Genomic DNA, 11647 nt, shown 5'->3' on the forward strand with positions numbered 1-11647 from the left:
ACAATGAACAGGTCCTTTATCCTATATGCTTTTATATTACAAATTAGAATTTTACTTCTGCGCCGACGCGCCACATGCGGCCGTCCAGGTTGATAGCGCCAATTTTCTTATCCAAAATATTGTCGAGGCCTACGAAGACCCGTTTGCCTTCGCCGAATTTTTTGGTGACAACGAAGTTCAGCGTATTGTATGTATATTCGTTGTTTCCGTCAGAATAATCATAGGCCAGCTGATCCCACAGGTTGAACGTAAAGCCATATGGTTTCAGGTCGTCATAGATGACCTGAGCGGTAGTCATATTCTTGGCAATGCCGTCGACGCCGTGGCCGCTGTTGCCGGACGAAGTCACGTTGTTGCTGGCACTGGTCCAGTTGCTGTTAATCTTGGCCGTCCAGTTGCGGTTGAAGTTGCGGCCTACTTCCAGTTCGACACCGTGAAGTTTCGTCGTGCCGTCGAGGTTGTAGTACTGAGACCACGTACTGTCTTCCAAGGAAGATCCTGTGCCATCGGGAATATTATGGGTTGTAATATAATTTTCTACGTGGTTGTTGAAGTACGTAACCTTGCCGAAGTTGCCGTGCCCTTCCAGTTCATAGCTGACGTCGAAGTTCGTCGATTCTTCCGGCACTAAATCAGGATTCCCCCAAATCGTATTGCCGGCATGATAGAAATCACTGTACAGTTCCGTAACGGTCGGTGCCTTGAAGCCTTTGCCCCAGTTTACTTTGAAGCGGCTGTTGTTGTTCAGGAAATAGGTGGCGCCGATTTTCGGCGTCGTCTTGGAGCCGAAGTCGCTGTGATGATCATAGCGGACAGCCGGAATGAGGAGGAGCTTGTCGCCTACCATCCATTCGTCCTGGACGTACCCAGCATAAGTCTGCGTGTCTTTAGAAGCACCGGCTACATTATTTCCTTCAACGGTATTGGACGTATATTCACCGCCAAAGGTGAGGAGATGATTATCACCAATGGCCATGCTGTCCTTGCCTTCAACACCCCAGACCGTGTATTTATTTGTTTCACCATATGTAGGAACTTCACCTGCTGGCACCGGAATAAACGGCATGGTTACATTCATAAGATCTTTGGCAATTTCACCTGCTGCCGCGCCCATAATTTCATACGGGAGCAGGCGGGATTTTTCCAGGCGGCTATAGTACGTACGGAGGGTATAGTTATTTTTATCGCTTTTCCCGTCAAAAGTAAGGCTGATGTTCTTTTGTTCCTGATCCAATTTCGCTTTATTGGGATCATAAGTCAGATACTTATCAAGCGCTTTATTAGCAAGTGCAATTGCTTCGCCCCGATTCATGCTAGGTTTCATACCCGGCTTATCCTTACTCCCATAAATCATCCCCATTACCATGCCCGTTATAGCAGGGCGTACTGTCGATGATTCAAATCCCGGCCAATCTGCTTCCTGATCAGCTTTAAAGTACGATGCATCGAGGCGCAGGGACTGATGGTCATTGAAGCGGTACGTCCCATTCAAGTCGACGCTGTGCTTCGGGCCGTACAGATAGCCCATGCCGTTCTGCATCATGCGGTTCCGGTCTTTACCAATGGATACGTCGACAGAGCCGCTGAACTTGCCAATGTCGCCGGTTTCGACGTGGTAGTAATTATTGATGCTTTCGGTTCCCGTCGTCACACCAGCCGTGAGGGATTCATCTTTTCCGGAAGTCTTGGTGATGATGTTGATGACGCCAGACAGGGCATCGGAGCCGTACTGAGCCGAAGCAGCGCCGCGGACGATTTCAATGCGTTCAATGTTGTTGACATTAATGCGGTCCAAGGTCATGAGATTCTGTGACGTAGACGTATCTTCAACAGCGATACGGTGCCCATTGACCAAAATCAGGCCTTCATTGGTAGCACCGCCGCGAATGGAAATGCGCCGACCAAAGCCGTTGTTCTGGGGAATAATATTGACATTATCGGCTAGTTTCAAAGCATCATATACGTTAGCGGCTCCCAATTTCTGGATGTCGTCAGCTGTAATGACTTCCACAGAGTTAGGAACATTTTTCACTTCTTCTTCCGTCCGCGTTGCCGTGACGATAACTTCTTTCGTGCTCTGCGAGGGAGCAACAGAATCAGCCGCAAATGCAGGGGCCATCAAAGAGGCCGTAATAGCAGCTGTTAACAAGATCGTTCGTTCTGACATATGACTTTTCATCCGTACTATCTCCTTTTATAGATGATACAATTTATCAAGACTGTTGAATTGTATCATATTGATACGTGAAAATCAATACCATTAACAATTTTCCCACAACTTTTTATCAGGGCTGTTACAATTCTAACATTTTTCTAATATTTTGCTGTACTGCCACAAACGTATGGACAGGGAAAAAAAAACAGGCTCACCCTTTCTTGCGCAAAGGATGAGCCTGTTTGTCATATGTATGAAATTAAGCAGTCTTGCTTACCGTTCCATGTCGTAATCCTGAAGGGCTGCGACGTGGTGATAGCCTTTGTTCTTGCCTTTATTGGCAAAGACGCGCAGGACTTCCCGGGCCGTATCCAGTGAAGTCAGGCACGGTACAGCCAGTTCGACAGCCATGCGGCGCAGGTTGAAGCCGTCCCGTTCGGGATGCTTGCCATAGGTCAGAGTATTGAGGACCAGATCAATCTTGCCGCCGCGAATGAGGGTGGCAATGTTCTGGCCTTCTTCGTGAATCTTGCGGACTACGTCTACATCCATGCCGTTTTCATGGAAGTATTTGCCCGTTCCTTCGGTGGCAATGATGTGATAGCCCAGTTCTTTGAAGCCATGCGCCAGCTGAAGGGCTTCTTCCTTATCCCGGTCGGCGACGGTGACGAGAATGGTGCCGCCGGCAGGAATGCGCATCTTCGCACCGTTGACGGCTTTGTACAGGGCTTCGGAGTAGGAATGGCCAATACCCATGACTTCACCAGTCGACTTCATTTCCGGCCCCAGGGCGATTTCGGCCAGGCCGATCTTGCTGAACGAGAAGACCGGCGCTTTGGCAGCGACGTGGGATTTAGCCGGCATGAGACCGCCGGAATAGCCCAGTTCTTTCAGCGTAGCCCCCAGGGCGATGCGGGTTGCAATTTCCACAATAGGCACATGGGTGACTTTGCTCAGGAAGGGGACCGTACGGCTGGAGCGGGGATTGACTTCGATGATGTACAGTTTGCCGCGGGATACGACGAACTGGATGTTGACGGACCCTTTTACCTGCAGTTCCAGGGAAATGCGGGTCGTGTAATCGATGATCTGGTCAATCATTTCAGCCGACAAGTGCTGCGGCGGATAGACGGCAATGGAGTCGCCTGAATGAACGCCGGCCCGTTCGACCTGTTCCATAATGCCCGGAATGAAGACGTCTGTGCCGTCAGCAACGGCATCGACTTCCACTTCCCGGCCTACCATGTATTCGTCAATGAGGATAGGATGGTCCGGCGAAGCGATGACGGCTTCCCGCAGGTATCGTTCCAGTTCTTTTTCGTTGTATACGATTTCCATGGCCCGGCCGCCGAGGACGTAAGACGGGCGGACGATGAGGGGGAATACGAGTTCCTGCGATACTTTCATGGCTTCTTTGTCGCTCGTGGCAATGCGGCCGTCCGGGCGGGGAATATTCAGCTTGCTCAAGACTTCATCGAACCGTTCGCGGTCTTCGGCGCGGTCCATGCCTTCGACAGACGTGCCGAGAACCTTGACGCCCCGTTTGGCCAGAGGAGCTGCCAGGTTGATGGCCGTCTGGCCGCCGAACTGGCAGATGACGCCGACAGGCTTTTCCTTGTCAATGACGGCCATGACGTCTTCTACGGTCAGCGGTTCAAAGTACAGGCTGTCTGACGTATCGAAGTCGGTGCTGACTGTTTCGGGGTTGTTGTTGATGATAATGCTGTTCATGCCGGCTTTGCGCAGCGCCCAGGCGGAGTGAACAGAGCAGTAGTCAAATTCAATGCCCTGACCGATGCGGATCGGACCGGAGCCGAGGACGATGACGCTCTTGTCGCCCAGGGGCTTGACTTCGTCTTCCGACGCATAGCAGGAGTAATAATATGGCGTAGCCGCTTCAAATTCGGCAGCACACGTATCAACCATCTTGAAGGTCGGCGTAATGCCTTTTTCCTGGCGGAATGCACGGACTTCTTCTTCGGTCTTGCCTGTAAATCCGGCAATGACCGCATCAGGTATGCTGTACCGTTTGGCCAGGCGCACGTCGTCTTCGGTCAGGCCGTCTTTCTGCAGCCGTTTTTCCAGTTTGACAATGTTGCGGATCTTGCTGATGAACCACATGTCGTAGCCTGTAATGTGGTGAATTTTTTCTTCGCTCAGGCCGAGGCGCAGGGCCTGGGTGACGACGAAGAGCCGTTCGTCATCGACCTGTTTCAGCAGTTCTGCAATTTCGATGACCGATTTGCCTTCCAGCTTTTTCAGGCTGATGTAGTTGACGCCAATTTCCAGGGAGCGCACGGCTTTGAGGAGAGCCCCTTCAAAGCAGCGGTCCAGGGCCATAACTTCGCCGGTAGCCTTCATCTGCGTGCCCAATGTCTTATCGGCGAGGGCAAATTTTTCAAAAGGCCAGCGCGGGAACTTGACGACGCAGTAGTCCAGAGTCGGTTCAAAGCAGGCCGTCGTCTTGCCTGTAACGGCGTTGGTAATCTGATCCAGTGTCAGGCCTGTTGCCACTTTGGCGGCAACTTTGGCAATGGGATAGCCTGTAGCCTTGGAAGCCAGGGCAGACGAACGGCTGACACGGGGGTTAACTTCGATAACGTAATACTGGTTGGAGTTCGGGTCCAGGGCATACTGAACGTTGCAGCCCCCTTCGATTTTCAGACGGCGGATGATATTCAGCGACGCCGTGCGGAGCATCTGATACTGCAGGTCGTTCAGAGTCTGGCTCGGTGCGACGACGATGGAGTCGCCGGTGTGGACGCCGACAGGGTCGATATTTTCCATGTTGCAGACGATAATGCAGTTGTCTGCTTTATCGCGCATGACTTCGTATTCGATTTCTTTCCAGCCTGCTACAGACCGTTCGACGAGGATCTGGTGAATCGGGCTGAGCTTGAGGCCTCTGGTGGCAATCATGAACAGTTCGTCGTCATCTTTGGCAATACCGCCGCCGGTACCGCCCAGGGTAAAGGCGGGACGGACGATGATAGGATAGCCGATTTTTTCAGCAAAAGCCATAGCCGACGGAACATCTTCAAAAATATCGCTTTCCGGAACAGGCTGGTTAATGTCCTTCATGGCCTTTTTGAACAGTTCCCGGTCTTCTGCTTCTTCAATAGCCGACAAATGGGTTCCCAGCAGTTTGACGTTATATTTGTCCAGAACGCCGGCATTGGCCAGTTCAACGGCCATATTCAGGCCGACCTGACCGCCCAAGGTGGCCAGCAGGCCGTCAGGCCGTTCTTTTTCAATAACTTCCGTTACGTAGTCCAGGGAAATGGGTTCTACATAGACGCGGTCGGCAATATCTTCATCGGTCATGATCGTCGCTGGGTTGCTGTTGATGAGGACGACTTCCAGACCTTCTTCTTTCAGGGCCCGGCAGGCCTGCGTGCCGGCATAGTCAAATTCGGCAGCCTGGCCGATGATGATGGGGCCGGAACCGATAACGAGTACTTTCTTCAATCCTTCTACCATAATTATTTATCCTCCATCATGCTGACAAACTGCGTAAACAGGTACAGGTTATCCGTCGGTCCCGGAGAAGCTTCGGGGTGGTACTGTACGCACATAATCTGCTTATCCGGCACTTCAAAGCCTTCCAGCGTGTTGTCATGGAGATTGCGGTGCGTTACGACGACGTTGTCCGGCAGGGACGCTTCGTCAATAACGTAGCCGTGGTTCTGGGAGGTAATATAGACCCGGTTGGTGCGGACATCCTTGACAGGATGGTTGGAGCCGCGATGGCCGAAGGTCAGTTTGCGGCACTGGCCACCCAGGGACAGGCCCAGGAGCTGCAGTCCCAGGCAGATGCCGAAAATCGGTTTCTTGCCAATGAGTTTCTTTACTTCTTCTGTAATATAGGGAATATCCCGCGGGTCGCCAGGGCCATTGCTGAGGAAAATACCGTCCGGATTGATGGCCAGAACGTCTTCGGCCTTCGTTTCAGCCGGGAAAATGGTCAGGCGGCAGCCGTTGCGCACGAGATCGTGGAGAATATTGGCTTTGGCGCCATAATCCATGACGGCTACGTGATACTTGCCGTCGCCGACATGTTTGATTTCTTTCGTCGTTACCTGACGGACGACCTGCGTTTCCAGAGGCTTGGCCATCAGTTTCTGCACGTCTTCTTCGCTCATCGTTTCCGGCACGATGACGCCTTTCATGACGCCGTGGCTGCGGATAGCCCGCGTAATGGCCCGCGTATCGACGCCGTAGAGGCAGGGAATGTGATGGGCCCGGATGAAGTCAGCAAGAGTTCCTTCGCATTGCCAGTTGCTCGGTTCATCACAGAGTTCGCTTACGACAAAGCCGGCAGCATAGGGCCGGTCGGCCTGGTCGATTTCATGAAATACGCCGTAGTTGCCAATGAGCGGATAGGTCATGGTAATAATCTGGCCGGCATAGGACGGATCTGTAAAGGTTTCTTCATAGCCCGTCATGCCTGTATTAAATACGACTTCACCAACAGCCGGTTCATCCATCAGCATGGTACCGTAAAATTTCTGTCCATTCTCTAGCAGGAGAATTCCTTTCATCGTAAGACCTCCCCGTCTTTCATCACTACGTCGCCATTTACAATGGTGGCGGCAGCTTTTCCCTTGAATATCATTTCGTCAAACGGCGACATTTTGCATTTTGAGTAAAAGGCACTGGCGTCAACAGCCCATTCTGTATCCAGATCCAGTACGGTCAGGTCGGCGTCTTTGCCCGGCGCAATGACGCCGGCATCGAGGCCGAGAATCCGGGCCGGTGCGACAGACATAGCCTGTACGATAGCCGGCAGATCCATAATTCCCTGGTGGTACATGTAAGTCAGAATGGCGCCAACGCTTGTTTCCAGGCCGACGAAGCCGCTGGGAGCCAGGTTGAATTCCTGATCTTTTTCTTCCCATTCGTGAGGCGCATGGTCCGTGACGATGGCGTCGATAGTGCCGTCTTTCAGGCCTTCCACGCAGGCTGCCCGGTGTTCTTCCGAGCGGATAGGCGGATTCATTTTGAACCGCGTGTCATAGGTACGCAGGGCTTCATCGGTGAAAATGAGGTGCTGCGGCGTTACTTCTGCCGTAACCTGAACGCCCCGGGCCTTGGCCTGGCGTACCAGTTCGACGGCGTTTTTCGTGCTGATATGGGCAATGTGCACCGGCGTTCTCGTCGCTTCGGCCAGGAAAATATCGCGGGCAACTGCAATGTCTTCAGCTACGGCTGGCCGGCCTTTGAGGCCCAGTTCATTGGAAACGACGCCTTCGTGCATCTGGCCGCCCCGGACCAGATTGGAGTCTTCACAGTGTTCGATAATTACTTTATGGAACATGCTGGCATATTCCATGGCTTTGCGCATGAAATCGGCATTGTCAATATAGTGGCCGTCATCGGAAAAGGCCGCTACCCCTTCTTTGGCCATGGCGCCCAGAGCTGCCAGTTCCTGGCCTTCCTGATTTTTGGAAACAGCGCCGATAAGTTCCACCTTTACTACGCCTTCTCTGGCAATGCGGTATTTCATGCCGTCGACAACGATGGCGCTGTCAATGACCGGTTTCGTATTGGGCATGGTCGCTACGCGGGTAATGCCGCCGGCAGCAGCTGCGCGCGTACCGGAAGCAATCGTTTCCTTGCCGGACTGTCCAGGCTGGCGGAGATGGACATGCATATCAATAAAGCCGGGCGCTACGACCTTGCCCGTCGCATCCAGCACTTCTGCACCGGCTGCGGAAAGGTTTTTGCCTACTTCTTTTATCTTGCCATTTTCAATGAGAATATCGCACAGTTCGTCCTGGTTCATCGCCGGATTTACGACTCTGCCGCCTTTAACGAGTAATGTCAACGTCATCGCCTCCCATAATTGTCAGATATAATACAGCCATACGGACGGACACACCGTTCTTGACCTGTTCCTGAATGGACGAGCAGGCACTGTAACACGTATCCGTATCAATTTCTATTCCCCGGTTCATCGGGCCCGGATGAAGGACGAGGACGTCCTTTTTCGCCAGAGCCAGGCGCTTCTGATTAATGCCGAAGAGGGCATTGTATTCGCCGGCACTGGGGAAGAAGCCGATGCCCTGCCGTTCTTTCTGAATGCGCAGGACATTGACGACGTCTGCATCCTGAATCGCTTCTTCCAGATTGTAGTGAATGGTCACACCCATGGAAGCCAGTTCGGGCTGCAGCAGGGTCCGCGGGCCGACGAGATGGACCTGCGCCCCCATCTTCTGCAGGCCGTAAATATTGGAACGGGCAACGCGGCCGTGGTCGATGTCGCCAACAATGACCACTTTCAGGCCGTCTACGTGACCTTTTACTTCCTGAATGGTAAACAGGTCGAGAAGTCCCTGCGTCGGATGGGCATGAGCGCCGTCACCGGCATTGATAATGACAGGGGATACGCATGTTGCAGCAAACCACGGTGATCCTTCCTGTTTCTGCCGCATAACAATAGCATCGACGCCCATAGCCGTGACGGTCAGCAAGGTGTCGCGGAAGCTTTCCCCTTTCTGAATGGAACTGCCGCGGGGCGTAAAATTGATGACATCGGCACCCAGGTATTTTGCTGCCATTTCAAAAGAACCGCGCGTCCGCGTACTCGGTTCCCAGAACATGTTGACAACAGATTTTCCTTTGAGGAGCGACAACTTTTTATTATCGCTGTTGACGACGGTTTTCATCTTCTTTGCTACGTGCAGGATCATTTCGATTTCTTCTCTCGACAGGTCCTGCAGCCCTAACAGGTTCTTGCCCTGAATGCTAGCCATTGACATCCTCCTTATATAACAAAAGACCTTTGCCCAAAGGCAAAGGTCATATCATAAGCATGGCAAAATATGTCCCTTCTTAGCCTCTCTGGACTACGTTAAAGGTACAACATTACTCTTCCAATCTGCGCAGCCTCACAGGACTGCCGTCATATTCTTTATCTATTTTATATAGATGGCGGCGTAAAGTCAAGCAGTTTTTCCGCAGGCACGGCAATTCCTGCCGACTTCACCGTAACCGATATGGCATAGAAAAACAGGGGATATACAAAAAATGCACAGCCTGACGGAAAACTCAGGCTGTGCGCTGCAAAGATTTTAAAAATTAAAGAACGACGGAGACTGTTCCGATTCCGGCAAAACCGGCAGTCCTGCGGGCTCAGGCTGGATAATCATGAATACCAGCGCCGCCAGAACGGCGAGGCTCAGCGTCACATAGGAGAACTTGCCTTTGGAACCGTGGACATAGATGCCGAAGAAGCGGATGCCTACAGCGGCGCCAACAGTCGTAAACAGAGCGCTGAGGGGAAAATACCGGTATAACGCATAGGCGGCGACGAGGGCCACCATGATGGCCGTATGCATGACGATGGAATAGCTCTGCGACAGAGGCGACGGATTGGAGCGCTTCATGGCCTGCAGCCAGTCGCTGGTATCAAAACCGCACACCCCTGCAAAGAACGCCGCTGCATAGAGGATTTTATCCCAGGCGCCCGTCCATTTCCGCCGGTCGCCGGCCAGCCACATCAGGACGGAAAAGGCCAGAATGACCATGCCGGAAACGGCATAGTAATAGGTTTCGGAAATAAGCGGAACCAGGGCTACGCCGACGACGGCACAAAGGCTGGCAATGACACACATCTGCACGATCTTTCCCTTTGCCGGCCGTGTTTTCGCATCCATTTCCCGGTACTGGCGGGCAAAAATTTCCATCAGAAAGACGATGATAAAGAAGATAATGCCGGCAAATGGGCTGAGCGCTGCCAGAACGACTGTAATTGCCACGGGGATGATAAAGCGAACACCTGGAAAGAAGGTGAAGTTTTTCATATTCATGGCATGTTCCTGGGAATAGGTCGTAAAAAAGGTAAAGGCATTGAACAGAAGCATGGCCACTATTGCTTCGCCTGGCCGGGCTCCCAGATACAGGAACAGCATGAGCATGCACATGCTCATATTTACGCCGGTAAACCGGGAAAACAGGGCGCCAAGGAGGCCGATACCCAAAAACGGGCCAATTGCTGATAAAAATTCCATACTATCTCTCCCTGCGGCTTATTTCAAATGATGACTGCCCCGTTCCGTCATGGGAACGCCTTCTTTGCACAGCGGGCACTGGTCGGGCTGATAGGTCGGCACGGTCAGATGCAGAAGGGCCTGGACTTTATCTTTGGGCACGCCAAATTCTGCCTTGCCGCCGCTGCGGTCGACGAGAAGGCCGACACCGACGATGACGCCGCCGGCTTTTTTCACGACGTTGACTACTTCCTGGACAGAGCCGCCAGTGGTCACAATATCTTCCACAATGAGGACCCGTTCACCCGGTTCGATACGGAAGCCGCGGCGCAGGGTCATAACGCCTTTTTCCCGTTCCGTAAAGATAGCCCGCGTTCCCAGAGCCTTACCTACTTCATGAGCCAGGAGAATGCCGCCGGTCATGGGACCTATAACGGTCTGCACGTTCTGATCTTTAAACCGTTCTGCCAGTTCTTTGCACAGCTTTTCCGTATATTCCGGATGCTGGAGGACGTTGAATTTTTCTACATACAGCGGGCTGTGAAGGCCTGAGGTCAACAGGAAATGTCCTTCCAGCACGGCTTTGGTGTCTACTAAGAGCTGTTTTACTTCTGCTTCTGTCATCATCGCTTTTATACCTCCTGAATTTCTGCCAAAATCTTTTCTGCCGCTTCCCGCGGATCTTCTGCCTTGGTAATAGGCCGGCCAATAACCAGATGAGATGCGCCGTCCCGCAGGGCTTCAGCCGGCGTCGTAAACCGCTTCTGATCGTTTGCAGCGGCAAAGGACGGACGAATCCCCGGCGTAACGATGAGGAAATCCGGACCGTTCAGCTTCCGTACGGCTTTGGCTTCATACGGCGAAGAAACGGTACCGTCTATACCCGATTCTTTTGCCAGCTTTGCCAGGTTCTGCACGGATTCGGCAATGCTATAAGCGCCGCCGATTTCTTTCCACGCTTCTTCATCAATACTGGTCAGAACCGTAACAGCCAGCAGTCTGGGCCGGGAAATGCCAAGCTTAGCCGCTTCGTCGCGGACCGCTTCAGCAGCAGCCATCATCATGGCCCGGCCGCCAGTGCCGTGAATGGTCATGAAATCGGCGCCAAGACGGGTCAGGGCCCGTATGCTCTGGCCAACGGTATTGGGAATGTCGTGAAGTTTCAAGTCAAGAAAAACCTGTTTTCCCTGGTCTTTCAAATATCGTACAGCATCGGGACCGGCACTGTAAAATAATTCCATGCCGACTTTATAAAAAGAAATACTGTCGCCAAGCGTTTCTACAAGCTTTTTCATGTCCGCCAGCGAGTGGACGTCCAAAGCGGTAATAATGCGGCTATCTGCCATTCGTACCCCTCCTCAAGGAAATGTAGGCATATCAAATTTATTATGTCATTTTTTACTGGGTATGTCAATTTTGGTATGCCGCTGACATATGATACAAATTCCGTACTACGGCGAATCCTGTGGTACTATAGCAATAAAAGTGGTATTATAATATG

8 protein-coding genes are annotated in these 11647 nt (G+C 52.2%); all 8 read right to left on the bottom strand.

The features are described from left to right. Positions 1–43 precede the first annotated feature (43 nt). The 8 genes from Q3886_RS04730 to pyrF all read right to left on the bottom strand — a co-directional run bounded on the left by Q3886_RS04730 (position 44) and on the right by pyrF (position 11492). Positions 44–2167: a TonB-dependent siderophore receptor gene (locus Q3886_RS04730; RefSeq protein WP_301860020.1), complete on the bottom strand. Its 2124-nt coding sequence runs from the start codon at positions 2165–2167 to the stop codon at positions 44–46. Between the two features lie 261 nt (positions 2168–2428). Further along, positions 2429–5635 carry a carbamoyl-phosphate synthase large subunit gene (carB, locus tag Q3886_RS04735; protein WP_301860021.1) on the bottom strand — a complete coding sequence of 1069 codons (3207 nt, stop codon included), beginning with the start codon at positions 5633–5635 and terminating at the stop codon, positions 2429–2431. A gap of 2 nt (positions 5636–5637) precedes the next feature. Continuing rightward, positions 5638–6696 (bottom strand): carbamoyl phosphate synthase small subunit, encoded by a 1059-nt coding sequence (locus Q3886_RS04740; RefSeq protein WP_301860022.1) that lies wholly within the window; start codon positions 6694–6696, stop codon positions 5638–5640. After that, entirely contained in the window at positions 6693–7982 is a 1290-nt protein-coding gene (locus Q3886_RS04745; RefSeq protein WP_301860023.1) for a dihydroorotase, read from the bottom strand. Before Q3886_RS04745 ends, Q3886_RS04740 begins: the two co-directional genes overlap by 4 nt. Next, positions 7966–8916: an aspartate carbamoyltransferase catalytic subunit gene (locus Q3886_RS04750; RefSeq protein WP_301860024.1), complete on the bottom strand. Its 951-nt coding sequence runs from the start codon at positions 8914–8916 to the stop codon at positions 7966–7968. Before Q3886_RS04750 ends, Q3886_RS04745 begins: the two co-directional genes overlap by 17 nt. A gap of 312 nt (positions 8917–9228) precedes the next feature. Then, a complete protein-coding gene (locus tag Q3886_RS04755) occupies positions 9229–10167 on the bottom strand; it encodes a hypothetical protein (RefSeq protein ID WP_301860025.1) in 939 nt (312 codons plus the stop codon). Between the two features lie 18 nt (positions 10168–10185). Beyond that, positions 10186–10773, bottom strand: a complete 588-nt coding sequence (pyrE, locus tag Q3886_RS04760; protein ID WP_301860026.1) for an orotate phosphoribosyltransferase — start codon at positions 10771–10773, stop codon at positions 10186–10188. Between the two features lie 5 nt (positions 10774–10778). After that, positions 10779–11492 (bottom strand): orotidine-5'-phosphate decarboxylase, encoded by a 714-nt coding sequence (gene pyrF, locus Q3886_RS04765; protein ID WP_301860027.1) that lies wholly within the window; start codon positions 11490–11492, stop codon positions 10779–10781. Between the last annotated feature and the right edge of the window lie 155 nt (positions 11493–11647).

Origin of the sequence: uncultured Megasphaera sp., from assembly GCF_958350005.1 — a bacterium.
Taxonomy (GTDB): domain Bacteria; phylum Bacillota; class Negativicutes; order Veillonellales; family Megasphaeraceae; genus Megasphaera.

Excerpts from the sequence above, each read along its gene's own strand:
- pyrF (WP_301860027.1), bottom strand. The coding sequence starts at position 11,492 with ATGGCAGATAGCCGCATTATTACCGCTTTGGACGTCCACTCGCTGGCG.
- Q3886_RS04740 (WP_301860022.1), bottom strand. The coding sequence starts at position 6,696 with ATGAAAGGAATTCTCCTGCTAGAGAATGGACAGAAATTTTACGGTACC.
- pyrE (WP_301860026.1), bottom strand. The coding sequence starts at position 10,773 with ATGATGACAGAAGCAGAAGTAAAACAGCTCTTAGTAGACACCAAAGCC.
- Q3886_RS04730 (WP_301860020.1), bottom strand. The coding sequence starts at position 2,167 with ATGTCAGAACGAACGATCTTGTTAACAGCTGCTATTACGGCCTCTTTG.
- Q3886_RS04750 (WP_301860024.1), bottom strand. The coding sequence starts at position 8,916 with ATGTCAATGGCTAGCATTCAGGGCAAGAACCTGTTAGGGCTGCAGGAC.
- Q3886_RS04755 (WP_301860025.1), bottom strand. The coding sequence starts at position 10,167 with ATGGAATTTTTATCAGCAATTGGCCCGTTTTTGGGTATCGGCCTCCTT.
- carB (WP_301860021.1), bottom strand. The coding sequence starts at position 5,635 with ATGGTAGAAGGATTGAAGAAAGTACTCGTTATCGGTTCCGGCCCCATC.